The organism is Bradyrhizobium zhengyangense (assembly GCF_022012435.1).
Lineage (GTDB): Bacteria > Pseudomonadota > Alphaproteobacteria > Rhizobiales > Xanthobacteraceae > Bradyrhizobium > Bradyrhizobium zhengyangense.
Window position 1 is genome coordinate 24,023 of sequence record NZ_JAKLUA010000012.1, and the last position, 24,680, is coordinate 48,702.

24 protein-coding genes are annotated in these 24,680 nt (G+C 64.5%); 15 read left to right on the forward strand and 9 right to left on the reverse strand.

What is annotated here, in order from left to right:
* Positions 1-41 precede the first annotated feature (41 nt).
* Genes flgH through flgF form a run of 4 tightly spaced genes read right to left on the reverse strand, consistent with a single transcriptional unit; the run spans position 42 to position 3,547 of the window.
* Positions 42-803: a flagellar basal body L-ring protein FlgH gene (gene flgH / locus L6637_RS29140; protein ID WP_237865570.1), complete on the reverse strand. Its 762-nt coding sequence runs from the start codon at positions 801-803 to the stop codon at positions 42-44.
* A gap of 9 nt (positions 804-812) precedes the next feature.
* A complete protein-coding gene (gene flgA, locus L6637_RS29145; RefSeq protein WP_237865789.1) occupies positions 813-1,970 on the reverse strand; it encodes a flagellar basal body P-ring formation chaperone FlgA in 1,158 nt (385 codons plus the stop codon).
* Positions 1,971-1,980: 10 nt separating this feature from the next.
* Positions 1,981-2,769, reverse strand: a complete 789-nt coding sequence (gene flgG, locus L6637_RS29150; RefSeq protein WP_237865572.1) for a flagellar basal-body rod protein FlgG — start codon at positions 2,767-2,769, stop codon at positions 1,981-1,983.
* Positions 2,770-2,785: 16 nt separating this feature from the next.
* Positions 2,786-3,547, reverse strand: a complete 762-nt coding sequence (gene flgF, locus L6637_RS29155; protein WP_237865575.1) for a flagellar basal-body rod protein FlgF — start codon at positions 3,545-3,547, stop codon at positions 2,786-2,788.
* Between the two features lie 386 nt (positions 3,548-3,933).
* Here flgF and fliL point away from each other — a divergent pair, with 386 nt between their 5' ends.
* From fliL to L6637_RS29185, 6 genes are all read left to right on the forward strand, one after another.
* The gene (gene fliL, locus L6637_RS29160; protein ID WP_237865577.1) at positions 3,934-4,434 is read left to right on the forward strand and encodes a flagellar basal body-associated protein FliL; all 501 of its coding nucleotides are present in this window, start codon (positions 3,934-3,936) and stop codon (positions 4,432-4,434) included.
* Between the two features lie 30 nt (positions 4,435-4,464).
* The gene (gene fliM / locus L6637_RS29165; protein ID WP_237865579.1) at positions 4,465-5,667 is read left to right on the forward strand and encodes a flagellar motor switch protein FliM; all 1,203 of its coding nucleotides are present in this window, start codon (positions 4,465-4,467) and stop codon (positions 5,665-5,667) included.
* Positions 5,664-6,125, forward strand: a complete 462-nt coding sequence (locus L6637_RS29170; RefSeq protein WP_237872668.1) for a DUF6468 domain-containing protein — start codon at positions 5,664-5,666, stop codon at positions 6,123-6,125. The genes fliM and L6637_RS29170 overlap by 4 nt, the downstream gene beginning before the upstream one ends.
* A 9-nt stretch (positions 6,126-6,134) precedes the next feature.
* A complete protein-coding gene (locus L6637_RS29175; RefSeq protein WP_237865588.1) occupies positions 6,135-6,896 on the forward strand; it encodes a MotE family protein in 762 nt (253 codons plus the stop codon).
* A gap of 103 nt (positions 6,897-6,999) precedes the next feature.
* Positions 7,000-10,767: a tetratricopeptide repeat protein gene (locus tag L6637_RS29180; RefSeq protein ID WP_237872670.1), complete on the forward strand. Its 3,768-nt coding sequence runs from the start codon at positions 7,000-7,002 to the stop codon at positions 10,765-10,767.
* Positions 10,768-10,847: 80 nt separating this feature from the next.
* Positions 10,848-11,084 carry a hypothetical protein gene (locus L6637_RS29185; RefSeq protein WP_237865592.1) on the forward strand — a complete coding sequence of 79 codons (237 nt, stop codon included), beginning with the start codon at positions 10,848-10,850 and terminating at the stop codon, positions 11,082-11,084.
* A gap of 12 nt (positions 11,085-11,096) precedes the next feature.
* On the opposite strand, the gene fliP is transcribed toward L6637_RS29185, so the two are convergent.
* Together fliP and L6637_RS29195 are read right to left on the reverse strand one after the other, a co-directional pair.
* Positions 11,097-11,858 (reverse strand): flagellar type III secretion system pore protein FliP, encoded by a 762-nt coding sequence (gene fliP / locus L6637_RS29190; protein ID WP_237865602.1) that lies wholly within the window; start codon positions 11,856-11,858, stop codon positions 11,097-11,099.
* Complete coding sequence (locus tag L6637_RS29195; RefSeq protein ID WP_237865613.1) at positions 11,855-12,838, reverse strand: flagellar biosynthetic protein FliO; 984 nt, start codon at positions 12,836-12,838, stop codon at positions 11,855-11,857. The genes fliP and L6637_RS29195 overlap by 4 nt, the downstream gene beginning before the upstream one ends.
* A gap of 350 nt (positions 12,839-13,188) precedes the next feature.
* Here L6637_RS29195 and flgB point away from each other — a divergent pair, with 350 nt between their 5' ends.
* The 9 genes from flgB to atzF all read left to right on the forward strand — a co-directional run bounded on the left by flgB (position 13,189) and on the right by atzF (position 22,169).
* Entirely contained in the window at positions 13,189-13,593 is a 405-nt protein-coding gene (flgB, locus tag L6637_RS29200) for a flagellar basal body rod protein FlgB (RefSeq protein WP_237865615.1), read from the forward strand.
* Positions 13,594-13,611: 18 nt separating this feature from the next.
* Entirely contained in the window at positions 13,612-14,037 is a 426-nt protein-coding gene (flgC, locus tag L6637_RS29205; RefSeq protein ID WP_057747376.1) for a flagellar basal body rod protein FlgC, read from the forward strand.
* A gap of 17 nt (positions 14,038-14,054) precedes the next feature.
* Positions 14,055-14,363, forward strand: a complete 309-nt coding sequence (gene fliE, locus L6637_RS29210) for a flagellar hook-basal body complex protein FliE (protein WP_057747375.1) — start codon at positions 14,055-14,057, stop codon at positions 14,361-14,363.
* Between the two features lie 154 nt (positions 14,364-14,517).
* A complete protein-coding gene (gene fliQ, locus L6637_RS29215; protein WP_027534765.1) occupies positions 14,518-14,781 on the forward strand; it encodes a flagellar biosynthesis protein FliQ in 264 nt (87 codons plus the stop codon).
* A gap of 17 nt (positions 14,782-14,798) precedes the next feature.
* Positions 14,799-15,569 (forward strand): flagellar biosynthetic protein FliR, encoded by a 771-nt coding sequence (fliR, locus tag L6637_RS29220; RefSeq protein WP_237865617.1) that lies wholly within the window; start codon positions 14,799-14,801, stop codon positions 15,567-15,569.
* A 9-nt stretch (positions 15,570-15,578) separates the two neighbouring features.
* Complete coding sequence (gene flhB, locus L6637_RS29225) at positions 15,579-16,658, forward strand: flagellar biosynthesis protein FlhB (protein WP_237865619.1); 1,080 nt, start codon at positions 15,579-15,581, stop codon at positions 16,656-16,658.
* A gap of 154 nt (positions 16,659-16,812) precedes the next feature.
* Positions 16,813-19,398: a cell cycle histidine kinase CckA gene (cckA, locus tag L6637_RS29230; protein ID WP_237865621.1), complete on the forward strand. Its 2,586-nt coding sequence runs from the start codon at positions 16,813-16,815 to the stop codon at positions 19,396-19,398.
* 215 nt (positions 19,399-19,613) lie between these two features.
* Entirely contained in the window at positions 19,614-20,612 is a 999-nt protein-coding gene (locus tag L6637_RS29235) for a Tim44 domain-containing protein (RefSeq protein WP_237872672.1), read from the forward strand.
* A gap of 171 nt (positions 20,613-20,783) precedes the next feature.
* Complete coding sequence (gene atzF / locus L6637_RS29240; RefSeq protein WP_237865625.1) at positions 20,784-22,169, forward strand: allophanate hydrolase; 1,386 nt, start codon at positions 20,784-20,786, stop codon at positions 22,167-22,169.
* Positions 22,170-22,179: 10 nt separating this feature from the next.
* Here atzF and L6637_RS29245 read toward each other — a convergent pair whose 3' ends face one another.
* The 3 genes from L6637_RS29245 to L6637_RS29255 all read right to left on the reverse strand — a co-directional run bounded on the left by L6637_RS29245 (position 22,180) and on the right by L6637_RS29255 (position 24,679).
* Positions 22,180-22,905, reverse strand: a complete 726-nt coding sequence (locus tag L6637_RS29245; RefSeq protein WP_237865627.1) for a Crp/Fnr family transcriptional regulator — start codon at positions 22,903-22,905, stop codon at positions 22,180-22,182.
* An 89-nt stretch (positions 22,906-22,994) separates the two neighbouring features.
* Entirely contained in the window at positions 22,995-23,834 is an 840-nt protein-coding gene (locus L6637_RS29250) for an ABC transporter ATP-binding protein (protein ID WP_237865629.1), read from the reverse strand.
* 20 nt (positions 23,835-23,854) lie between these two features.
* The gene (locus L6637_RS29255; RefSeq protein WP_237872674.1) at positions 23,855-24,679 is read right to left on the reverse strand and encodes an ABC transporter permease; all 825 of its coding nucleotides are present in this window, start codon (positions 24,677-24,679) and stop codon (positions 23,855-23,857) included.
* Between the last annotated feature and the right edge of the window lies 1 nt (position 24,680).

Below are 24,680 nucleotides of genomic sequence, written 5' to 3' on the forward strand. Positions count from 1 at the left end.
CGCCTAGGTTCGCGAGCACGATGTGGGAGCTCTTGCGGAGGTTAGAAGGGCAGCAGCACGTCCATGACTTGCTGGCCGTAGCGCGGCTGCTGCACGTCCATGATCTGGCCGCGGCCGCCATAGGCGATGCGGGCCTGTGCGATCTTGGTGGAATCGATGGTGTTGTCGCTCTGGATGTCTTCGGGGCGGACGATGCCGGCGACGATGAGTTCGCGGATCTCGTAGTTGACGCGGATCTCCTGCTTGCCCTCGACTACCAGGTTGCCGTTCGGCAGCACCTGCGTCACGACTGCAGCGACGTTGGTCTGCAAGGCTTCCTTGCGATCGACGCTTCCCTTGCCCTCGCTGGACGCGGTGGAGTCGGCAGTGAGGATGCGGCCGGGCAGGATCTTGTTGGCCTGCGTGATCGTCTTGGCGCCGATGAAGTCGGTAATGCCGGAGTCTTCCTTGTTGCTGCGACTGCGCTGGGTGTCGTTCTCGATGTTGGCCTTGTCGGTGATGTTCACGGTCACCGTCAGGAGGTCGCCGACCTGATGAGCGCGCTGGTCCTTGAAGAAAGCGCGGCTGCCATTGCGCCACAGCGAGTTCGGGTTGTAGGAGGCGACTTCCGGCTTCGGCATCGGCATCTGCACCGGCTTGTAGCCGGGCTGCGTCGTCGGATTGTCGATCGCCGACAGCTTCGGTTGCTCGCCGATCTGGGACAGGCGGTCGATCGAAGAGCAGCCGCCCAGCGCGCTGACTGTCAGCAACAGTGCGGAGATCGCGATGCGACGAAGACGGGAAGCCGAACTGAAAGCGGACATGACTAACTCTTACTTTGCTTGTGCTTGCGAGGCGCGAGCTTGCGGGATCTGGACTTGTGCGACTTGAGCCTGGGCAGCTTGACCTTGAGTGGCTTGCGAGGCGGGGGCCTGAACGAGATTGCGGACGAGGGCCTCCGTGTCGACAGGAGCGGGCGCTTCGTCCCGCTTGAGCGAGGAGGTCTGTTCGACGGCAGGTGCCATTGGCACGGACTGGCTCGCACCCTGCACGGTCACCTGGCCGCGGCCGGTGACGACCCCGCTCAGAGTACGCTTGGTCTGCAGATTGAGGACGCTCACGGTGTCGCCCTCGGCGCCGCTCTCGATCGCCTTGCCGCGGGTGGTGAGGTAGATGCCGGGGACCTGGTAGATGACGGTGACGCTCTGGTCGCGCGACACGAATTCGGGCTTGGCGACGTCGGCGACGCGGATCGGCATGCCGGCGCGCATCGGCCGGCGCAGCTGCATGCCGATGGCGCGCTCGCGCAGCGCTGCCTCGCCCGTCACTTCGGCCTTGGGCCGCCGCTCCAGCGCGACGTCGGAGGATTTCAGCGTCTCGGTGCGATCGACGTCGCGGGTCAGAACAGCGACCTCAACGGTCTCGATAGCCGTGCCGGTCAGGCGCAGTTTGGTCGGGGCCGGGTTGCTGTCGTTGTTGATCTCGAAAGAGATGTCGAAGCGGCCGCCGCGGGCATCGTAGCGGGTCCCAACCGGCTGTAGCGCGCCGGTGTTGGAGGCCTCCAGCCGCATGTCGGAGATGCCACGGTCGAAGGTGACGGTGATGTTGGCGGCATCGCCAAGGCCGAAGCGATGGTCGAGCGCGGAAGCGACCGCGTTTTCGAGGTCCTTGTTGGCGAGCGTGCGGGCAAGCCGGGTGACTTGGACTTCCCTGATGTCGCCGGTCATCACGCCGATCACCTGCTTGGCGCGGAGCACATTCAGCACCTGGGCAACCGGCAGAGCGCCGGTGGTGCCGAGATCGGGCGAGCGATAGACCGGGATCTGCGCGGCCGCTCCGGCATTGTCGATGAGGTCGCCGACCCGCACGACGTCGGAGGTGACGGTGACGCTGGCGCGCAGCGTCGGCGCGGCGATGTCGTCGTCGGCGGCCCGCGCCGGCAGGGCCAGCACGAGCAGCGCGGAGATGGTGGCGAGCGTGGTGCGGATCATCATCATCACCTCAGCGGAACAGCGCCGTGGTCGATTGCATCATCTGGTCGGCGGCGCTTATCACCTTGGCGTTCATCTCGTAGGCGCGCTGCGCGGCGATCAGGTCGCTCATCTCCGAGACGACGTCGACATTGGCCTGCTCGAGGCTGCCTTGCGTGATCTTGCCGTACCCTTCCGAATTCGCGGTGCCGTCCTGCGGCGTGCCTGAAGATGTCGTCTCAACGAACTGGTTGCTGCCGACCGGCTGCAGGCCCGCCTTGTTGATGAAACGGGTCACGCCGATCTGGCCGAGATTGGTGTTGGTCGACGAGCCCGGCAGCGTCACGGTCACCTGGCCCTGCTCGTTAACGGTGATGCCCGATGCGTTGTTCGGGATCGTGATGGTCGGCTGCACAGGGTTGCCGCCCGCAGTGACGATGCGGCCCTGATTGTCCATCTGGAACGTGCCGTCGCGGGTGTACTGGAAGGTGCCGTCGGGCATCAGGATCTTGAAGAACCCTTCGCCCGAGATGGCGAGATCGAGGTCGTTGCCGGTCTGCGACAGCGTGCCTTGCGTCATGCTGCGCGGCGTGCCGACGGTCTTGACGCCGCCGCCGATGTCGACACCCACGGGCAGGATGGTGCCCTGATCCGAGGCCTGGGCGCCGACGCGGCGCACGTGCTCGTAAATCAGGTCCTCGAACGCCGCGGTCTGCTTCTTGAAGCCGGTGGTGCGGAGGTTGGCGATGTTGTTGGAGATCACCTGAACGTTCAGTTCCTGTGCCGCCATTCCGGTCGCTGCGGTGTGAAGCGCCTGCATGTCAGTTCTCCCTCAATCAGGCCGGAACGTCGGCGAGCTTTTCGATCGCCGATTTGTGGAGGTCGCTCTGCTGCTGGAGCAGGTTGGCGATGGCGGTGTAGCTGCGCATCACCTCGACCATGCGGCCCATCTCGCCGACCGAATTCACGTTCGACTTCTCGATGTAGCCCTGCTGCAGGGTGGACTTGGTGTCGGGCTGCTGGGCGGCGGAGCCGGTGTCGTAGAGATTGGCGCCGAGCTTGATCAGCTTGGCCGGATCGTCGAACGTCACCATCTTGATCTTGCCGCGGATCGTGTCGATCTTGGCCGTGCCTTCCAGCACCGTCACGGTGCCGTCGGGGGCGACGTTGATGTCGTGGTCGGTCGGCTGGAACACGATCGGGCCGGCAGTGCCGAGTACGAGGTTGCCGTCCGAGGTCATGAGCTGGCCGGTGCTGCTGAGCGCGAATTTGCCGTCGCGGGTGTAACGCTCGGCGCCATTGGCCTGCACGGCGAAGAAGGCGTTGCCGCTGATCGCCATGTCGAGCGGGTTGTTGGTCGCCTCCATCGGGCCCTGGCCGACGTCGCGGTAGGTGCCGCGGTCCTGCACATAGGAGACCCGGCGGTCGGAGCCGACGAAATTGTCCTCATGCGCGTTCGAGCGGAGATACTCCTCGAACAGCGAATGGTCGGCCTTGAAGCCGTTGGTGTTGACGTTGGCGACGTTGTTGGCGATGACATCCATCTGCCGTTCCAACGTCATCTGCCGTGACAAGCCGATCAGAAGCGCATTCTGCATCGGTCGATCTCCCCTTGCGTGAGCTCGGCCATCTCGCTCTCCCAAGCGCCTTGGCCGATCCCGTGAACGAGGCCGTCCGGTTCTCCCAAACCATCCGGTCTCGCCCTTCTCTCAGCGAAAGCCGTGCCAACTCGAAAACATGCATGATTACAGTTGGTTGGCTATTTTTCGGCAGAGAAAGCAGGGGGCAGAAAGGTTCTGTTAGCCATGTTTGCCCGGCAGATTTTTCCTAGCGGAAGCCCGATCGAAAGGTTCCGTTAACCATTATTACCGTAGCGTTTGCGTGTGAGAGGAGCGCTTTGCGCTGGGGCATTTGTATCGCGTCACTGTCTGCCAGGAGGCCTCGCCCTTTCGACCCTTTATGAGATGAGCGAGCCCGGACGGTCATGGCAGAGAATGAAGCGGAAGGCGGCGCAGCCGCCGAAGGCGCGGAAGCCGCTGCCCCCAAGAGCAAGTTCAAGCTGATCCTGATCGTCGTCGGCGTGCTGGTCGTGCTCGGCGGCGGTGCCGCCACCTGGTTTCTGTTCTTCCGTCATGGCGATGACGAGCATCATGCCGAAGTCGCGCCCCCGCCCAAGCCGCCGGCCTTCGTCGAAGTGCCCGACATGATGGTCAACCTCGCCGGCGCGCCCGGCGAGCGTGTGCAATATCTCAAGCTCAAGATCGTGCTCGAGCTGAAGGAAGAGAAGCAGATCGAGGCGATCAAGCCGTCGATGCCGCGGGTCACCGACATCTTCCAGACCTATGTGCGCGAGCTTCGCTCCTCCGACCTCAACGGCTCCGCCGGCATCTTCCGTCTCAAGGAAGAGCTGACCAAGCGCGTCAACGCCGCGGTCGCGCCGATCCAGGTCAGCGCGGTGCTGTTCAAGGAAGTCGTGCTCCAGTGAGGATGCAGCGGAAGGGTACGGGCTAGCGTCATGGCCGGCAACGAGCAGATGGACCAGGATGCGATTGCCGCCCAATGGGAGGCATCGCTCGATTCCGAGGATCCCGCGGAGGCCGCGAAGGCTGCTGCCGAAAACGAACTCTCGGAGACCATGGCCCTGCAATGGGCGGCCATGGTCGAGGACGGCAGCCGCGATCTCGGCAACGGCAAGAATTCCGGCGAGCGGGTGCTGTCGCAGGAGGAGATCGACAATCTCCTCGGCTTCACCGTCGGCGACGTCACGCTCGACGATCACAGCGGCATTCGCGCGATCATCGATTCGGCGATGGTCTCCTACGAGCGTCTGCCGATGCTCGAAATCGTCTTCGACCGCCTGGTGCGGCTGTTGACGACCTCCTTGCGCAATTTCACCTCCGACAACGTCGAAGTCTCGCTCGACCGCATCACCTCGGTGCGCTTCGGCGACTACATGAACTCGATCCCGCTGCCTGCCGTGCTCTCGGTATTCAAGGCCGAGGAGTGGGAAAACTTCGGCATGGCGACGGTGGATTCCAACCTGATCTACTCGATGATCGACGTGCTGCTCGGTGGCCGCCGCGGCTCCAGCCAGCTGCGTATCGAGGGCCGGCCCTACACCACGATCGAGACCGAGCTGGTCAAGCGCCTGGTCGAGGTGGTGCTGGCCGATGCCGAGCAGGCGTTCCGGCCGCTGTCGCCGGTGACCTTCACGATCGACCGGCTCGAGACCAATCCGCGCTTCGCCGCGATCAGCCGTCCCGCCAACGCCGCGATCCTGGTGCGCCTGCGCATCGACATGGAAGACCGCGGCGGCAATATCGAGCTCTTGCTTCCCTACGCGACCATCGAGCCGATCCGGCCCGTTCTGCTGCAGATGTTCATGGGCGAAAAGTTCGGCCGTGATCCGATCTGGGAAGGCCATTTCGCCACCGAGATCGTCCAGGCCGAGATTTCCGTCGATGCCGTGCTCTACGAGGCCGACATTCCGCTCAAGCAGCTGATGCGGCTCAAGGTCGGCGACACGCTGCCGCTGGACATGCGCGCGGATGCCAACGTCACCGTGCGCTGCGGCGACGTCACGATCAGCGAAGGGCGGATGGGCCGGGTCGGCGACCGCGTCGCGATCCGCGTCACGAAACCCTTGCGCAAGCCAAATACGACACTTGCGATGTTCGAGAAGGTGGACGAACAGAATAAGCTGATGGAGGCCCCATGAACCACTCCCTAGGAATGGCGATCGAGACGCTGGTGGCCATCCTGCTGATGCTCACGATCGGCTATTGCATCCTGCTCAACAAGCGGCTGACCCGGCTGAAGGCGGACGAGCATTCGCTGAAGGCGGTGATCGGCGAGCTGATCACCGCGACCGAGATCGCCGAACGCGCGATCGGCGGGCTGAAGCTCGCTGTGCGCGACGTCAACGAGAATCTCGGCAGCCAGCTCGCGGCCGCGACGCAGATGTCCGACCAGCTCTACAAGCAGCTCGGCGAAGCCGACAACGTGGTGCGCCGCCTCTCAAAGATCGCCATCGCGGCCCGCCCCGTGACAAATCCGGACGCTGCCGCAGCGCCCGTCGCCAAGCCGTCGCCCGCGAAGGCGGTGGCCGCCGCCGCCGAAGCCTTCTCGGAGCGCCGCAGATCCAACGGTCTTGGGTCCAACGGTATCGCCGCATAAAGTCAGGGTATGAAGTCCTTTCGTAACATCCGCGTCATTCCGGTCGTGCTGGTTGCGGTCGCAGGTCTCGCCACGCTGAAGGTGGCGGGGCTCGTGATCAATGGCGGCTATGTGTTCGACTACCAGCCGAACTCCTTGAAGAAGTCCTGGGCGCAGGAGAATCTGAACTTCCCGACCGGGCGAGAGGACCCTGACATCACCGGCTCGACGCATGGCGAGCCGAAGGAAGCGCCGAAGCCGGCCGCACCCGAGAGCAAGCCCGAGGGCACTCCGGTCAAGATGGACGAAGCCCAGCCGCAGGTCTCGGCCTCGGAGCGTGCGATCCTGGAACGGCTGCAATCGCGTCGCCAGGAGATCGAGGCACGCCAACGCGAGATCGACATCCGCGAGAGCCTGTTGAAGTCGGCGGAAAAGCGCATCGAAGGCAAGGTCGAGGAAATGAAGGCGGTGGAGTCCCGCATCAGTGCGACCCAGGCCGAGCAGAAGGCCGCCGAGGCCCAGCGCTTGAAGGGCCTTGTGACCATGTATGAGGGCATGAAGCCCAAGGACGCCGCACGGGTATTCGACCGGCTCGAGATGAGCGTGCTGATCGAGATCGCCTCGGCGATCGCCCCCCGCAAGATGTCCGACATCCTGGGACTGATGTCGTCGGAAGCCGCCGAGCGGCTGACCGTCGAGATGGCGCGCCGTGCCAATGGGGGCGGGGATCAGGCTGCTTCCGTCGGGGATCTCCCGAAGATCGACGGCAAGCCGACGCAAAAGCCGAATTGAGGGCTCATACTTAAGAAGTCCTTAATTGGCAAAACTTACATTCGAAGGCATGGGCCGGCACCAGTGCCGGCGTGGATCCGTCGAACCGGAAGAAATGCCGCCAATGGCGCGAGAGGCTGCCGCTGGATTTGTGTCGCGAGCCCGCGCCTCGGCGCTGGGGCTGTCGCGCCATGTCCGCAAGGCGGTCTTGCTGGCCGCCTGCACGCTGGTCGGCCTTAATTCTTTTGCCCGCGCCGCCGATCCGATCCGGGGTGAGGCGACTTTCTCAGCGGGCGGCGGCTTTGCCCGTCTTGTGATCAAGCTCGGCGAGGACGTTCCCTCCGAGGTGACGACCGCCGGCTCCATTCTCATCATCCGCTTCGATCGCCCGGTCGACGTTCCCGTCGATCGCGTGCCGGAGGGCGCGCCCGACTATGTCAACTCCGCGCGTCGCGATCCCGATGGCAACGCGATCAGACTGTCGCTGGCGCGGCGCGTCACCGTCAACACCATGAACGCCGGCGAGCGCACCTTCATCGACCTGCTGCCGGAAGGCTGGAAGGGCCCGCCACCGAGCCTGCCGATGGACGTGGTGAAGGAACTTGCCGAGCGCGCGCGTGTCGCCGAGCGCGCACTGCGCGCCCAGCGCGCCGCGGCCGAAAGCAAGAAGCGTCCGCCGATCCGCGTGCGCGCCTCGGTGCAGCCGACCTTCGTGCGCTTCGTGTTCGAGATGCCCGACGGCGTCGGCGTCTCCTCCGTGCTCAACGAGCAGAAGCTCACGCTCGCCTTTAACGCCAACCTCAACTTCGATCTCGCTGATGCTGTCGTCGCTGCGCCGCCGAACGTCGCTTCGATCAAGCAGAAGGCTGACATCGATACGACCAGCGTCGAGATCGCGCTGATCGGCGATTCCGACGTGCATTCCTTCCGTGACGACAAGAATTATGTCGTCGACATCGCCTTCCAGCCCGACAAGGGCAAGACCGCGGCGACGCCGGAGGCCGCGATCGCGAAGGCTGAAGCTGGCGGTCACGGACCGGCGCCGGCGGCTGAAAAGCCGGCGGCCGCGAAGCCGAAGGAGGCTCACAGCGAGATCAAGCCGCCGACCTCGGAGGCGATCGCGCGCGAAGCCAAGATCGAGGTGAAGCCCGAAGCAAAGACGGAAGCGCCCGCCGCGATGCCGGCTGCCGAAGCCCCGAAACCGGCTCCCGCGGTAAACTCGACCGAAGCCCCGCACGTCACGGACGCGCCCAAGAACGCGCCGCCCGCGATGGAGGCCGCTGCACCTGCTGCTCCCGCCAAGCCCGCGGTGACCGAAACGCCCAAGGAGGTCGTGAAGGAATCAGCGAAGGAGCCGGTCAAGGAAGAGCCCAAGGAGACGGTCAAGGAAGCGGCGAAGGACGCGCCCAAACCGGCACCGGTCGAGGCGCAAGCCGCTCCGTCGCCCCCTGTTGCCAGCGTCGATGCGCGGCGCGACAGCGATGGCTTGCGCGTGACGTTCCCGCTTTCCGTTGCAACGCCGGCCGCAGCGTTCCGCCGCGGCGACACGGTGTGGCTGGTGTTCGACTCGCCAAAGCCTATCGATGTCGAAGCGATCCGCGCCCGGGGTGGTGCGATGATCGGCGAGGTCAGCCGCATGCCGCTCGAGAAGGGGCAGGCGGTGCGGATCCGTCTCACCCGTCCGCTGGTCTATTCGCTGACCAGCGAGGAGGTCGGCAAGGAGACCAACTGGCTGCTGACGCTTGCCGACAAGATCCAGGCGACGCCGCTGCCGCTGATGATGTCCCGCAACATCACCGATCCCGCGCTCGCCAACATTGCCATCCCCTTTGCCAATCCGGGCCAGCTGCACAAGCTTACTGATCCCGATGCCGGCGACATGCTCTATGTCGTCACCGCGCAGCGGCCGGTCCGCGGCTTCATCAAGCGACAGGATCTCGTCGATCTCTCGCTGCTGGAATCCGCACACGGCATCGCGATGCGGCCGAACTCCGACGATGTCGGCGTCGAGGTCGGACAGGACAAGGTCATTCTCGGAAAGAAGGGCGGCCTGACGCTGTCGCCGGTCGACGTCTCCGCGGAGCGCGCACCGACTGCGGTGCGGCCGGTCTTCAGTCCCGAGAGCTGGCGCAAGGGCCAATCCGAAGATTTCTGGACGCGCCAGAGCGATCTGATCACGGCGATCTCGGCCGTCGAGCCGGCGCAGCGCTCGCTGCCGCGGCTCGATCTCGCCCAGTTCTACATGTCGCGCGCGATGTATTACGAAGCCAAGTCCGTGACCGAAGTGATGCTGTGCGATCCGCTCAACAAGGAGGAGAGCAGCGCGCTGATCATCCACGCGATCGCGAGCATCCTGATCGGGCGCACGACCCAGGGCCTGAAGGATCTCGCCAACCCCGTGATCGGCAACAGCCACGATTCACAGCTCTGGAAGGCGCTCGCTTATGCGCGCCAGGGCAAATGGGCGGATGCCCGCGAAAGATTCAAGAACGTCGAATTCGCCATCGCCTCGCTGCCACTCGACATCCAGCGCATCGTGACGATGGATGCGATGCGCGCCTCGCTCGAGGTCAAGGACTATGCCGGCGCCTCCAAGCGTCGCGGCGAGATCGAAGTGGTCGGCGTGCCGCCCGAGGCGGCGCCGGACTTTGCGGTGCTGCGCGGCCGGCTCGCCGAAGCGCTCGGACACGACAAGGACGCGCTCGACGACTACAAATTCGCGGTTGCCTCGGACGACCGCCAGGCCGCCGCCGAAGCCAAGCAGCTTGAGGTCGCGTTGCGTCAGAAGCGCGACGAGATCAGCAAGGAAGAGGCGCTGAAGGAGCTCGAGACGCTGTCGATGACCTGGCGCGGTGACGCGATCGAGGTCAAGACGCTGCAGATGCTGTCGCAGCTCTATTCCGAGAACGGGCGCTACCGCGACGCGCTCACCGCTGCGCGCACCGCGACGAAGATGCAGCCGAACTCGGAAGCCTCGCGGCAGGCGCAGGATCTGGCGTCGGATCTGTTTACGCAAATCTTCCTGGGGCCCAAGGGCGATGAACTGCCGCCGGTCGAGGCGCTCGGGATGTTCTACGAGTTCCGCGAGCTGACCCCGATCGGCCGCCGCGGCGACGAGCTGATCCGCCGTCTTGCCGATCGTCTTGCCTCGATCGATCTGCTCGACCAGGCCGCCGAGCTCCTGCAATATCAGGTCGACCACCGCCTCGAAGGCGCAGCACGCGCGCAAGTCGCCGCGCGTCTGGCCATGATCTATCTCGCCAACCGCAAGCCCGACATGGCGATCACGGCGCTGCGGGCGAGCCGCATCAGCGACCTCTCCGGCGAGCTCAGGCAGCAGCGCCTGCTGCTCGAGGCGCGGGCGCAGAGCGACGTCGGCCGCCATGACCTCGCGCTCGACATCGTTTCCAACGTATCGGGGCGTGAGGTGCTGCGGCTGCGGTCGGACATCTTCTGGGCGGCGCGGCGCTGGCGCGAGTCTGCCGAGCAGATCGAGCTCTATTACGGCGATCGCTTCCGCGACTTCAAGCCGCTCAATGCGGTCGAGAAGAGCGACATCATTCGCGCAGCCGTCGGCTATGCGCTCGCCGACGATTCGATCGGGCTGTCGCGTTTCCGCGAGAAATACGCCCCCCTGATGAGCGAGAGCGCTGACCGGCTCGCCTTCGACATCGCCAGCAAGCCGGCCGGTGCCTCCAGCGCCGAATTCGCCGAGATCGCCAAACTCGCCGCAAGCGTCGACACGCTCGACGGCTTCCTCCGCGAGATGAAGCAGCGCTTCCCCGACGCCACCGCTCGCGCCCCGGCCTCGCCGCAGGCCAAGGATGAGACCGAGCACACCGGCTCGCTGCCGACGATCCCCGTCGTGCGGCAGATCAAGATGACGCGGTAGGAACCCTGCTACTTCTAGCCTCTCGACAGGCGCCAGCCGCGGCGGCAACCTGTCCACCTTCATGCCGGGAGAGGGACGATATGAGCAAGCCTGCCAAGACCGAAGCCGAACTCATCGCGATGGCACGGGCCGAGTTGAAGGTCCACTCCGACGGCCCTGACAGCCTCGTCATCTCTGTTGTCCGCGACGGCGACAGCTGGGAGTTCCGGGCCGATGCCGATCAGGCGACACGGGGCAAGCCAGGCTTCCCCGAAAGCGTCGCCATGCTGGTGCAGATCGGCGATCACCTCAGCAAGCAATATGATGTGAAGGGGTAGGGTGGCGGGTCGTTACCCCCCGTAGCTCTGCACCAGGCTTCCCGCGACCAGCGACCAGCCGTCGACCAGCACGAAGAAGATCAGCTTGAACGGCAGCGAGATCGTCGCGGGCGGCAGCATCATCATGCCCATCGACATCAGCACCGAGGCGACGACGAGGTCGATGATCAGGAAGGGGAGGAACAGCAGGAAGCCGATCTCGAAGGCGCGCTTCAGCTCGGAGATCATGAAGGCCGGGACCAGAATGCGCAGCGCAAGCTCGTCGGGCGTCGCCGGTGGCGGCTCGCCCGAGAGATCGAGAAACAGCTTCAAATCCTTCTCGCGCACATTCTTCTGCATGAACCCGCGCAAGGGAACGGAGGCGCGCTGCAGCGCGTCCTCGACGCTGATCTGGTTGGCGACGAGCGGGCGGATGCCGTCGTCATAGGATTTCTGCAGCACCGGTCCCATCACGAAAAAGGTGAGGAACATCGCCAGCGCCAGGATCACCGAGTTCGGCGGCGCGGTCGCCGTGCCCATCGCGGTGCGCAGCAGCGATAGCACGACCACGATGCGCGTGAACGACGTCATCATGATCAGGATCGACGGCGCGATCGACAGCACCGTGAGCAGAGCGATCAGCTGGATCGCACGCTCGGTGACGCCGCCACCGCCAGCGCCGCCGCCGCCGAGATTGATGCTGATGTCCTGCGCATGCGCGGGCATCGCGAGCGAGGTCGCGGCGATCAGGACAGAAAAAAAGAATACTCTACGCGGGAAGGACGGCAGCCTCACGAAGACGGCTTCGGACGGCCGAGCAGCGAGGCCATCTCGTCTTCGAGATTTTCAAAGCTGGTCTTCTCTTGAGCCGGCTTCGCCGGCGGAGCCGGAGGGGCGGGCGGCTCGGCCCGTGCAGCGCGCGGCGTCGGCGCATCCGGTGCGACCGGCGGGGCGATGGGCTCGCCGGCTGGGCGGCGCAGGGCTGCCTCGAGGCGCTGCGCCATCTCAGCGAGATTCTGTTCGGCGCTCGACGGCGCGGCGACGGCAGGGGCCGGCGGCGGAACGGGCGGAGCCTGTAGTCCATGCGGGGCCTGCGGCACAGGTGGAGGAGGCGGTGGCGCAGCTGCACGCTCGGCACGCACCGGCGGCATCTTCGCCGGATCGCTCTGGCGCGGCGGGCGCGGCATCAGCGGCGGCTCGTTGCGTGCAACGCGGGGCATCGGTTCGGGACGAGGCTCTCGCTCGGGACGCTGCATGGGTTCAGGCGAGAAGCCGCCGAGGTGCGGCTCGCTGCGGCGCTCGGCCAGTGCGGGCGCCGGGCGGCGGACCTCGTCGGCAAACGACGGACGCGCAGGCCGCGGCGGCGGCTCCGGCATCTGCGGTTCGGGATGGTCGAGCACTTCGGGGCGCGGGGCCTCGTCGGCCCAGCTGCCGGCATCGGGCATCGGGGCGAGGCGCGGCGGCTCGGCGGCGCTGGGACGCTGCGGAATCTGGTCGCGGCCGGCGGCGGCGCGCACGATATTCGGCTCGACGACGATGTCGGTCGGGCCCCCGATCATCAGGAGATGTTCGACATTGTCACGGCGTACCAGCACCAGGCGCCGGCGACCATCGACCGCGGCCGCGTCGATCACGGCGAGCCGGGGCATCCTGCCGCGCTGGGTGTTGGCGCCGAGCCGGGTGGTCGCGAATCGGCGGACCAGCCACGCCGCGACGCCGATCAACGCCAGAACGACGATGAACGCGACGATGAAGGTGATAGGACTACCGTTCATACCTGTCCCCGGTAAATGGCGCTTCTGTCGTGCCTATGGTCGGATCCTGACCACCGGCCTGCGATGCCCCAAAACTGCGATTTCTTAACGTCCCGCGGCAAGTTTTGCCGTCCCCAACTCTTAATAACCTATGAATCGCCCGATCCAAAACGACTTTCTTGGCCTGTGCATGCGTCGCCAAGCGGTTGGGTTAATGCGGCTTTTGGAACGGGTAGAATCACGGGGCAGCATGACATGTTTCAATCGGCAACATGGATCCGCCGCGTCTTAACCACCTGTTAACCATACACGCGGCAAATTCTGCCTAGCTTCGGATCTCAGGTCCGGAAGAGGCGGAAGGAGCCGCAACGATGTCCATCAACGATCTTCCGGTCCTGTCGGCGCTTCGCACCAAGATGCAGTGGCATCAGGAACGCCAGCGCGTCCTGTCCGAGAACGTTTCCAATTCCGACACCCCCAATTTCCGGCCACGCGACCTGGTCGAGCCGAAATTCGACAAGACGGGAGCCACCACAGGCTCGATGGGGACCCTGGCCATGACCGTCACCAGCGCCTCCCACATGACGCCGTCCGGGGCGGCCTCGAGCTTCGACCAAAACAAGAATGCGGGTTTCGAGACCAGGCCTGCGGGCAATGCCGTCAATCTCGAAGAGGAGATGATGAAGTCCGCCAACAACCAGATGGATTACGCGGCCGTGACCTCGCTCTACTCGAAGAGCCTGCATCTTCTGAAGACCGCGATCGGTAAAGGCTAGAGCTAACGGAGCCGAATGATGGCGAATGACAGCAGCGACTTTGCCCGCTCGATGGCGATCGCGACCTCGGGCCTGCGGGCCCAGGCCGGGCGCATGCGGGTGATCTCCGAGAACATCGCGAATGCGGACTCGACCTCGGCGACCGCAGGCGGCGATCCCTATCGGCGCAAGGTGCCGACGTTCTCCTCCGCGCTCGACCGCACGCTCGACGCGCAGGTCGTCACGCTCGGCAGGATCAAGCCCGACCAGTCCGACTTTCGCGTCAAATACGAGCCGACAAATCCGGCTGCGGACGCCAGTGGCAACGTCAAGTATCCCAACGTGAATTCGGTGGTCGAGATGACCGACATGCGCGATGCGCAGCGGTCCTACGAGGCCAATGTCAACATCATCAGTGCAACGCGCCGGATGATCCAGCGCACGCTCGACATCCTCAAGGCCTGAACAGGAATTTTTGAGCCATGGCAACACCGACAATCGCGGCCAATGCTTACGCCAATCTTGCGCGCGTGCTGGAAAACACCGGCGCGGGCAAGGGCAGCGAGCCGAACGGGCAATCCTTTGCCGCGCTGCTTAAAGACGCCGTCGGCAGCGTCATGGAATCCGGCCGCAAATCCGACGCGCAAACCGTGGCGATGGCCAACGGCAAGGCCAACGTCATGGACGTGGTGACGGCGGTCGCCGACACCGATGTCGCGGTCTCCACGCTGGTCTCGGTCCGCGACCGCGTGATCGCGGCATATGAAGACATCATGAAGATGCCGATCTGATTTCGTCCTCCGTCGTCATTGCGAGCGAAGCGAAGCAATCCAGAATCTCTCCGCGGCGGCAGCCTGGATTGCTTCGCCTCGCTCGCAATGACGGGTGAGGCCTTCGTTCCTCGTCAGTCTGGCGAGGATGTGACTTGAATAAAGGAATCCTGCAATGACCGGACCCGAGACCCTCGACGTCGCCCGCGATGCGATCTGGACCATCGTGATCGTGTCCTCGCCACTGATGGTGGTCGGGCTGGTGGTCGGCGTGATCGTGTCGCTGTTCCAGGCGCTGACGCAAATCCAGGAGCAGACGCTGGTCTACGTGCCGAAGATCCTCGCCATCTTTGCCACAATGCTGCTGGCGCTGCCGTTCATGGCCGATGCCCTCCATTCCCACATGCTGCGGATCTCGTCGCGAATCATCGGCGGCTGAGGCACAATGCGCCCACCATGCGCATCGACGTCTCGCTGCTGCCGGCGCTTGCCGCAGCCTTCATGCTCGCTTTCGCCCGGATCGGCGCGATGGTGATGCTGCTGCCGGGGCTCGGCGAGACCAACATTCCGACGCGGGTGAAACTGTCGATTGCGCTTCTGCTCACGCTGATCATCCTGCCGCTGCATCGCAATGCCTATAACGTCGACATGGGCTCGCTCGCGCCGATGCTCGTCCTGATGCTGCATGAGATCGTCATCGGCATCGTGCTCGGCGCCACCGCGCGCGTGACGCTGGCGGCCCTGCAGGTCGCAGGCGCGGTGATCGCACAGCAGATGGGACTTGGCTTCGTCACCTCGGTCGATCCGACCCAGGGGCAGCAGGGCGTACTGGTCGGCAACTTCCTGACCATGCTGGGCGTGACCTTGCTGTTCGCCACCGACAGCCATCATTTGGTGATCGCGGCGCTGAACGACAGCTATTCGATCTTTGCCCCGGGCGAGACCGTCTCGAGCGGCGACGTCGCTTCGCTGGCCACGCGAGCGTTTTCCGCCGCGTTTCTGCTCGGCCTGCAGCTGTCGGGGCCGTTCCTGGTGTTCGGCCTCGTCTTCAATATCGGGTTAGGGGTGCTGGCGCGCCTGATGCCGCAGATGCAGGTCTATTTCGTCGGCGTGCCGCTGTCGATCTTCGTGGGCTTCATGGTGCTGGCCGTGGTGCTCACGGCGATGATGGGCACCTACCTCGACTACTTCATCGGTGTCATGCACCAGATGCTCCCGTTGAAATAAGAGGGATCGATGGCGGAAGACAACGATCCAGAAAGTCAAACAGAAGACCCGACACAAAAGCGCCTCGACCAGGCGCTCGAACGTGGCGACGTCGCCAAAAGCCAGGAGATCAACACCTGGTTCATGATCGCGGGCGGCACGCTGGTAATCTCGACCTTCTCCGGCTCGGTCGGCAGTGGGCTGCTGACGCCGATGCGCAATCTGCTCGCCAATTCCTGGATGATCAAAACCGATCCCGGCAATCTGCTCGCGCTGATGCGGCAGATCGAGGTCGCAGTGCTGGCCGCGGTCGGCGTGCCGCTCTTGATGCTGGTGATCGCCGCCATTGCCGGCAACATGCTCCAGCACCGGCTGGTGTGGTCGACTGAATCACTCACCCCTAAGTTCAGCAAGCTCTCTCCGGCTGCCGGCTTCAAGCGCATCTTCGGCAAGCAGGCGGGGGTCAATTTTCTCAAGGGCATCGGCAAGCTCGTCGTGCTCGGTGTGGTCATGACCACGATCCTGTGGCCGGAGCGGCACCGCATGGAGGCGATGGTCAAGCTCGATCCGATGGCCATGTTGGGTGCCTCCACCGGTCTGACCGTCCATCTGCTCGGCGCGGTGGTCGCAGCCCTCGCGATCATCGCCATCGGCGATTATTTCTTCCAGTATCGCAGCTGGTTCCAGCGGCAGAAGATGTCGCTGCAGGAGATCAAGGAAGAGTTCAAGCAGTCCGAAGGCGACCCGCATATCAAGGGCAAGCTCAGGCAGTTGCGGCAGCAGCGCTCTAAGAAGCGGATGATGTCAGCGGTTCCCAAGGCGTCGGTAATCATCACCAACCCGACCCACTATTCGGTGGCGTTGTCCTACGAACGCGGCATGTCGGCGCCGATCTGCGTCGCCAAGGGCGTCGACAACCTGGCTTTCAAGATCCGGGAGATCGCGCGCAAGCACGACATCCCGATCGTCGAGAACGTGCCGCTGGCCCGTGCGCTCTACGCGACCGCCGAAATCGACAAGGAAATCCCCGTCGAGCACTACCATGCGGTCGCCGAAGTCATCGGCTACGTCATTCGGCTGAAGCGCGGTTTTAGTGCCGCGCGGCAATAAAACCCCCGAAAAGTACCGGAAATGGCCGTAAGCTGGGAATCAGCGTACCTTTCGCCCCTGTCGCCCTTGCGTCTGCGGGTCCGATTCAGGCAGGGAGGACCCCACGTGCCCCGTGGCGCGTTGATTCTCTGCCGACAGGCTAAACCTGCGTGAAATGACCGCCGAGACCGACCACGATCTGTCACGCGAGCCCGTTGCGGCGCACGAGCCGTCGCCGCGCTCGGGCAGCATTGCGCTGGTGCTACTGGTGGCCACCGGCCTCGTCGCCGTCGCCGTCGGCCTGATGACGCTCGGGCGCGCGCAGGCGCAGCCCTATATCCTCGGCATCCTCGCCGTGCTGGCGATGATCGGCCTGTTCAACCTGTTCGCCTTCGCGGCCGGAATCATCCGCTTCGCCGACCGTAATCTCGACGATCCCATCATCGGCCGCATCTCCGACCATGCCTTCGACGGCCTGGCGGTGACCGATCCGCGCGGTCATGTGGTCTATTCCAACGCGGCCTATCTGACGCTGACCGGTGCCGCCGGCCCGCAGGACGTGCGCCCCGTCGAGCGCGTCTTTATCGGCAATCCTGACGTTTCCGAAGCTGTGTTCCGCCTGTTGAAAGCCGCGCGTGAAGGAAAACGGCAACAGGAGGAGGTGCGCATTTCCGGCCAGGACGGCAGCCACGGGCGCTGGCTGCGCATGCGGGTGCGTCCGCTCGGCACCGGCAAGCGCGAGGCCAAATATGCGGTGTGGTCGATTGCCGACATCACCCGCGACCGCGAGCGCCAGGAAGACGTGTTTCAGGAGCTTCAGCACGCGATCGAATATCTCGATCACGCGCCGTGCGGCTTCTTCTCGGTCAATCCCGCCGGTGAGCTCGCTTATGTCAACGCGACGCTGGCGAACTGGCTCGACTATGATCTCGCCGAGATCGGCTCGGGCGGCCTGAAGCTCGCCGACATCGTCTCGGGCGACGGCGCTTCGCTGCTCTCGTCGATCGTGGCGGTGCCGGGCGAGGTGAAGACGGAAGTCTTCGACATCGATCTGCGCATGCGCACCGGCAAGACCATGCCGGTCCGGCTCTATCACAAGCTCGCCTTCGGCGCCGACGGTGCGCCGGGACCGTCGCGCACGCTGGTCATCAGCCGCGCCCGCGACGAGCGCAGCGATCCCGATCGCGCCGCCGAAGTACGCTTCATGCGCTTCTTCGACCACACGCCGATGGCGATCGCCACCGTCGATCGCGGCGGTAACGTCGTGCGGGCGAATGCGCGCTATGCCAAGCTCGCGCAGGGCCTCGGGCTCGACAGCGCCTCCAAGTCGATCTTCCGTGCGGTCAATGCGCGCGATCGGCACCTGCTGATCGCGGCGATCAATCAGGCCGCCGAAAACCAGGCCGACATTGCGCCGGTCGAGGTGGCGCTGGAAGGAGCCAAGGAACGCTGGGGCCAGTTCTTCGTCACGCCCGTCGATGCGGCCGAGAACGATGCGGAAGCCGCGATCGTCCACATGCTCGAGACCACCGAGCGGCGCGCGCTGGAAAATCAGATCAACCAGTCGCAGAAGATGGAGACGGTCGGCCAGCTCGCTGGCGGCATCGCTCACGACTTCAACAACGTGCTCTCCGCCATCATGATGGCGAACGACTTCCTGCTGAACGCGCACAAGCCGACCGATCCGTCGTTCCAGGACATCATGCAGATCAAGCAGAATGCCACGCGCGCTGCGACGCTGGTGCGGCAACTGCTCGCCTTCTCGCGGCGGCAGACGCTGCGGCCGCAGGTGCTCGATCTCGGCGATGCGCTGTCGGATCTCACCATGCTGCTGCGCCGGCTGATCGGCGAGAAGGTCAAGCTCGACCTGATCCACGGCCGCGATCTCTGGCCGGTCAAGGTCGACGTCTCCCAGTTCGAGCAGGTCATCGTCAATCTCGCGGTGAACGCGCGCGACGCCATGCCCGATGGCGGCAAGCTGATCATCCGCACCGCCAATGTCGCCACTGAAGAGGCGGGCAAGCTCGCCTATAAGGGCATGCCAGCGGCGGATTATGTGCGCATCGAGGTGGCCGACACCGGCACCGGCATTCCCGCTGATATCCGCGACAAGATCTTTGAGCCGTTCTTCTCGACCAAGGAAGTCGGCAAGGGCACCGGCCTTGGCCTTTCGACCGTCTACGGCATCGTCAAGCAGACCGGCGGCTTCATCTACGTTGATTCCGAGCCAGGACAAGGCACCTCGTTCCACATCTTCGTGCCGCGCCATCACGCCGAGCCGGAGGTGCAGGTCGAGCAGCCCGCGGCCGTGGCCGCCGCGACGAACGGCGCTGCCAAGGACGCTGCGCCTGCCGCTGTCGAGGCCAAGCCTCGCACTGATCTCACCGGGCAGGGCACAATCCTGCTGGTTGAGGACGAAGAGGGCCTGCGCGCGCTGAACGCCCGCGGCCTGCGTTCGCGCGGTTACACCGTCGTCGAGGCCGAGAATGGCGTCGAAGCGATGGAGGTGCTGGAGGAGCAGAGTGGCGGGATCGATCTGGTCGTCTCCGATGTTGTAATGCCGGAGATGGACGGTCCGACGCTGCTCAAGGCGATGCGGGAGAAGAACCCCGATATCCGCTTCATCTTCGTCTCCGGCTACGCCGAGGATGCTTTCGAGAAGAGCCTGCCCGAGGGCCAGCAATTCGACTTTCTGCCAAAGCCTTTCACGCTGAGCCAACTCGTGGCGGCGGTGAAGGAGACGATGACGAAGCAGGGGTGAGACCCTGCCGTCGTCCTGGCGAAAGCCAGGACGATTTTGCGGAGATATCGGGTGTTAACAGCCGGTATCCGGCGACCACAGTTTCCGCCGGTTTCCGGCCAAGCCCCCGTCAAATAAGGGCTTTTGCCATATCCCCGCGACTGAGGGCCGCAGCCGGGGGTTCCAAAACCGGCTTCCCTTTTGTAAACGGCTGCCCATCTTACTGGCACGTCCCCATGCCGGGGATTTGGGAAACGAACATGAATTTCTCGCAATGGTCCCGCAGTCTCGTGAAGACGCTTGCCGTCGTCCTGGCGCTTGCGCTGCCGACGGCGCTTGCGATCTCGTCCGCCGACGCCCGCGTCGGCGGCGGCTTCTCGTCGGGTTCGCGCGGTTCGCGGACCTTCTCGGCCCCGCCGTCGACCACGACAGCGCCGGGCTCGACCTCGCAATTCAACCGCACCTATAGCCAGCCCGGCGCCGGCATGAGCACGAGCGCGCCTTCGCGCGGCGGGCTGTTCGGCCGCGGCGGCGGCTTCTTGGGCGGTCTTGCGGCCGGCTTTCTCGGCGCAGGTCTTCTGGGCATGCTGTTCGGCGGCGGCCTGTTCGACGGTCTCGGCGGCCTGTCGTCGTTCCTGGGCCTGATCATCCAGATCGTGCTCGTGGTGTTCGTGGTGCGGCTGGCGATGTCCTGGTGGCAGCGCCGCAATTCGCCGCAGGCGGCCTATGCCGGCGCTGATGCGGGTCCGCAGACCAACTATCGCAGCGGCCTAGGTGGCGGTCTTGGCTCTGGTCTCGGCGGCGGCTTCGGCTTTGGCGCAAACAGCGCGCCGCTCGAGATCAAGCCTGCCGACTACGCGGCGTTCGAGCATCTGCTCGGCGACATCCAGTCTGCGTGGTCGAACGAGGACGTTGCAAAGCTGCACACGCTCGCGACGCCGGAAATGGTCTCCTATTTCGAGCAGGACCTTGCGCAGAACCGCGCGCGCAATGCGGTCAACAAGGTGACCAATGTCAAGCTGTTGCAGGGCGACCTCGCGGAAGCCTGGCGTGAAGGCGAGACCGACTACGCGACGGTGGCGATGCGCTTCGCGCTCACCGACAAGACGGTCGACCGCAACACCGGCGCGATCGTTGCAGGCAGCGAGCAGCCCGGCGAGGTCACCGAAGTCTGGACCTTCGCCCGTCGCCAGGGCAGCCCCTGGGAATTGTCGGCGATCCAGCAGACCAACTGATCGCACGCAGGACAATAAACGAGGGCGTCGTGCTTCGGCACGGCGCCCTTTTTCTTTGCGCCGCTCATCTCCTGATACGGCCGACCACTTTGCGAGAAGCACTTAATTGCTTGTTGCCCGCGCCGGGCTCCCGCAATTTCGCGCCAGCCAGTTGGAGAAGGAGATTATTCGGTGAGCCAGTCCGTCGCGCGCTTCAGGACAAATCATGACAACGCCGCCACGAATTCGTCCCCGCTGCTGGAGGCGATTGATGCTGCGTATGACCGGATCGAGGCCGAGCGCGACCGCAATTGCTGGATCTATCTCCGCCCGCGGGAAGAGGCGCTCGAAGCATGCCGTAAGCTCGTGGCGCGCGCACGGACCGGCGAACATCTTTCGCTGCTCGGCATTCCCTTCGGCGTGAAGGACAATATCGATGTCGAGGGAATGCCGACCACCGCCGCATGCCCGGCGTTCAGCTATACGCCCTGGCATTCCGCGCGCAGCGTCGAACGCCTCACCGCGGCGGGCGCTATCTGCCTCGGAAAGACCAATCTCGATCAGTTCGCCACGGGCCTGTCCGGCGCGCGTTCGCCCTATGGCCCCTGCGCCTCGGTTGCCGACGCGCGCTATGTTTCGGGGGGCTCAAGTTCCGGTTCTGCGGTCGCCGTGGCGGCAGGGCACGTGGCGTTCGCGCTCGGCACCGACACTGGCGGGTCTGGCCGCATACCTGCCGGCTTCAACAACATCGTTGGGATCAAGCCGACCGTTGGGCTGGTGTCGTCACGCGGGCTGGTGCCGAATTGCCCGACCATCGATTGCGTTTCGGTGTTCTGCAATACCGTCGGCGATGGCGAAGCGATCCTCGACATTATCGAAGGGTTCGACTTCGAGGATCCCTACAGCCGCCAGCCCAGGGCCTTGTCTTTCGCGAGCGGAGCGGCGTCATCATTCCGGTTCGGCCGCATTGCATCAGCCGATCTCGAATGCTTCGGCATGCCGGAATGCGGCGAGCTCTATGAGCGCGCCTGCGAGCGGTTCACTGCGATCGGCGGAACGGCCGTTGAGGTGGACTTCGCCCCGTTCCGCCAGGCCGGGGAGTTGATGTTCAGCGGTCCCTGGGTGGCGGAGCGGCACTCGGCCATCGCTTCGCTGCTGGACATTGAGTCCGGCTCCCTGCTTGATGTCACCAAAACGGTTCTGGGCTCAGCGGGCGGCTACTCGGCGATCGACACGTTTGGCGCCATTCACCGGTTGCGCCGACTTTGTCGCGACGCCGAGTCGATCTTTGCGGGGATCGATGCGCTGGTGGTTCCGACCGCACCGCGGCCATTCACATTGGAGGAGATGTTTCGCGATCCGATCACCCTCAACAATCGCCTCGGCTACTACTCGTACTTTGCCAATCTGCTCGATCTCTGCGGCGTGGCGGTTCCGAATGCGACATTGCCTGATGGCATGCCGATGGGCGTGACTCTGCTGGCGCCGGCGTGGCACGATCGTGCGCTGATCGGACTGGCGCGGCGCTTCGAGGCCAGCGCAGACGAAACGGCGTTCGAATTGAAGCGCAGCGCCTGAAAGGCGGAGTCTATTCCACCTCCTGCCCGAGCATCGAAAGATCCAGGATCGAAATCACGGATCTGTCGTATCGGATCACGCCTTCCTCCTGGAGCCGCGCGAGTTGCACGGTCACCCATTGGCGGGTGGACCCGATGAGATTGGCGAGATCGCCGTGGGTGAACGGCATGCCGACGATGATCTCGTTGTCGCGCCTCACGCCGTAGACGTGCGACAGGAAGATCAGCAGGCTATGCAGCCGCTCGGTCACCGATCGCGTCCCGAGCATCTGGGCCATCGCCGAATAGCATCGCGCCTTGAACGCCAGGGCATCCAGCAAGGCGACGGCGATTGCCGGCGACTCCAGCGCAAGCCGCCGCAGCGCCGGTCCAGGCATGAACGTCAACTGGCTGCGCTCTGCCGCAACCGATGTCCACATGTGCGGGCCCGTTCCGAAGATATCGGGGCCGCCGACGAAGTTGCCGGGAAACCAGTAGGCGAGGGTGACCTCGCGGCCCGATGGCGCCGCATAGTAGCTGCGGATGCGCCCCTCGCTGATCAGGTAGATCCCGGCCTGTGCGTCGCCCTGAGACCAAACCAGTTGGCCGGCTTCCAGCGTCTTCGCGCGCCCGATCGCACGCAAGCGATTGCGATCGACCCGGTCAAGGCCATCGAGCAAGCCAGGCAGCGGCCTGACGAGGTCGTCCGACTCGGCCAGCATCACACCTGCCGCTATCGCGCTGTTCGCCCTGTGCATGGCCGGCTCCACTGTGAGACCCGGCATCGATTATTCAAGAACCATGCCAGCGCGCTACGGCCCTCTCTCGATTGGCGCGTTCGAGGCGATCAGCTCGCGTCCGACTGATTGAACGCCCGCAACCCTTCTGCGCGGATGACGTCGAGACAATCCTTTTTGAGGGAAAGATAGGTTGGCTCGACCATGATAGAACTCGACCGCGGGCGCGGTAGCTTGACCGCGACGTCGCGCAGGATGCGGCCCGGTCCCGCGCTCATGATGAGAACGCGGTCGGCCAGCACGATGGCTTCATCGATGTCATGCGTGACGAATACGATGGTCGCCTTGATCCGGTCGCGCAGCTCCAGCAGATTGTCTTGCATCACCGCCCGGGTCTGCGCGTCGAGGGCCCCGAAAGGCTCGTCCATCAGCAGCACTCGAGGCTGATTGGCCAGCGCCCGCGCAATCGCCACACGCTGTTGCATGCCGCCGGACAGCGTGTTCGGATAGGCATCGGCGAAACGCTTGAGACCGATCATCGCGATCAAATCGTCGGCGATGGCATTCGCGTCCGCCTTGGACTTCCCATGCATCCTGGGGCCATGAGCGATGTTCCTGCGAACTGACTTCCAGGGGAAAAGATGCGGCTGCTGGAACACCATGCCGACATCGGGCCGCGGGGCGTAAACAGGCGAGCCCTCCACCAGGATGTCGCCTTCAAACGGCACTTCCAGTCCGGCGATCGTGTTGAGCACCGTCGACTTGCCGCAGCCGGAGGGCCCGACGATGCAGACGAACTCGCCAGGCGCGACGTCAAAGGACACGCGATCCACCGCGATGGTCTGCCCGCGCTTGGTGTCAAACACGATGCTCAGGTTTGAGACTTGAATGGCGGGTTGCGTCCGCGCCGATTCCACAGAGACCGGCGGGCTTGCCAGGGCCAATTTCACGATCGATCGAGATCCCGACATCAACGCCACCAGACAGTACGTTCGGCAAGGGCCGCAAACAGCCGGTCAGCGATGAACGATATCAACCCGAGCGCGGCGAGCCCGCCCATGACCTGGCCCGTTTGCATGTTCTGCTGCGCAATCTCGATCCTGTAGACAATGCCGGCGAAAGTGCCTGCAAGTTCGGCCGCGACAAGCGTGTAAAAGGAGATGCTGACGGCGGTGCGCAATCCGACCACGATGTAGGGCAGCGCGCCCAACAGCACGATCTCCTGCAGCATCTGCCGCCGCGGCGTGCCGAGCATCAACGCCGCCCGGATCAGGCCGCGGTCGACCTTCTGCACGCCGATGTGGGTCGAAAGCCAGACCGTGAAGAACACGCCCCATACGACGAGGAACAGTTTTCCCGCCTCCGACAGGCCGAACCAGAGAATGACGATCGGCACGAAAGCAATCGGCGGAATTGGCCGCAGGATATGGAAGAGCGGGGACAGCAGGCTCGAAACGACAGGGAATTGGCCGGTGAGGATGCCGAGCAGAATGCCGAGTGCGCCGCCCACGATGAACCCGGTGGTGACGCGAAGGAGGCTCGCCGAGAGATCACCGAGGAATTGTCCGCTTCGTATCCATTCGAGGACGGCCGCGGCAACCACCGTCGGCGGCGGAAACAGCACCATGTTGACGGCGCCGGAGCGGGACGCCAGTTCCCAGAGGCCGACGAACAGCGGCAGCGAAAGCGCACCGACCAGAATATTGAGGCGGCGAAGACGTGCTGAATCCGTCCGCCGATTGCGACCATCAGTGCGGAGAGCAATCTTTTGTGGTGCTGAAGTGCCGTCCTGCATG

Bases quoted from the DNA above. Each gene is read 5' to 3' on its own strand.
- flgH (WP_237865570.1), bottom strand. From the start codon at position 803: ATGTCCGCTTTCAGTTCGGCTTCCCGTCTTCGTCGCATCGCGATCTCC.
- flgA (WP_237865789.1), bottom strand. From the start codon at position 1,970: ATGATCCGCACCACGCTCGCCACCATCTCCGCGCTGCTCGTGCTGGCC.
- flgG (WP_237865572.1), bottom strand. From the start codon at position 2,769: ATGCAGGCGCTTCACACCGCAGCGACCGGAATGGCGGCACAGGAACTG.
- flgF (WP_237865575.1), bottom strand. From the start codon at position 3,547: ATGCAGAATGCGCTTCTGATCGGCTTGTCACGGCAGATGACGTTGGAA.
- fliL (WP_237865577.1), top strand. From the start codon at position 3,934: ATGGCAGAGAATGAAGCGGAAGGCGGCGCAGCCGCCGAAGGCGCGGAA.
- fliM (WP_237865579.1), top strand. From the start codon at position 4,465: ATGGCCGGCAACGAGCAGATGGACCAGGATGCGATTGCCGCCCAATGG.
- L6637_RS29170 (WP_237872668.1), top strand. From the start codon at position 5,664: ATGAACCACTCCCTAGGAATGGCGATCGAGACGCTGGTGGCCATCCTG.
- L6637_RS29175 (WP_237865588.1), top strand. From the start codon at position 6,135: ATGAAGTCCTTTCGTAACATCCGCGTCATTCCGGTCGTGCTGGTTGCG.
- L6637_RS29180 (WP_237872670.1), top strand. From the start codon at position 7,000: ATGGCGCGAGAGGCTGCCGCTGGATTTGTGTCGCGAGCCCGCGCCTCG.
- L6637_RS29185 (WP_237865592.1), top strand. From the start codon at position 10,848: ATGAGCAAGCCTGCCAAGACCGAAGCCGAACTCATCGCGATGGCACGG.
- L6637_RS29195 (WP_237865613.1), bottom strand. From the start codon at position 12,838: ATGAACGGTAGTCCTATCACCTTCATCGTCGCGTTCATCGTCGTTCTG.
- flgB (WP_237865615.1), top strand. From the start codon at position 13,189: ATGTCCATCAACGATCTTCCGGTCCTGTCGGCGCTTCGCACCAAGATG.
- flgC (WP_057747376.1), top strand. From the start codon at position 13,612: ATGGCGAATGACAGCAGCGACTTTGCCCGCTCGATGGCGATCGCGACC.
- fliE (WP_057747375.1), top strand. From the start codon at position 14,055: ATGGCAACACCGACAATCGCGGCCAATGCTTACGCCAATCTTGCGCGC.
- fliQ (WP_027534765.1), top strand. From the start codon at position 14,518: ATGACCGGACCCGAGACCCTCGACGTCGCCCGCGATGCGATCTGGACC.
- fliR (WP_237865617.1), top strand. From the start codon at position 14,799: ATGCGCATCGACGTCTCGCTGCTGCCGGCGCTTGCCGCAGCCTTCATG.
- flhB (WP_237865619.1), top strand. From the start codon at position 15,579: ATGGCGGAAGACAACGATCCAGAAAGTCAAACAGAAGACCCGACACAA.
- cckA (WP_237865621.1), top strand. From the start codon at position 16,813: ATGACCGCCGAGACCGACCACGATCTGTCACGCGAGCCCGTTGCGGCG.
- L6637_RS29235 (WP_237872672.1), top strand. From the start codon at position 19,614: ATGCCGGGGATTTGGGAAACGAACATGAATTTCTCGCAATGGTCCCGC.
- L6637_RS29245 (WP_237865627.1), bottom strand. From the start codon at position 22,905: ATGCACAGGGCGAACAGCGCGATAGCGGCAGGTGTGATGCTGGCCGAG.
- L6637_RS29255 (WP_237872674.1), bottom strand. From the start codon at position 24,679: ATGCAGGACGGCACTTCAGCACCACAAAAGATTGCTCTCCGCACTGAT.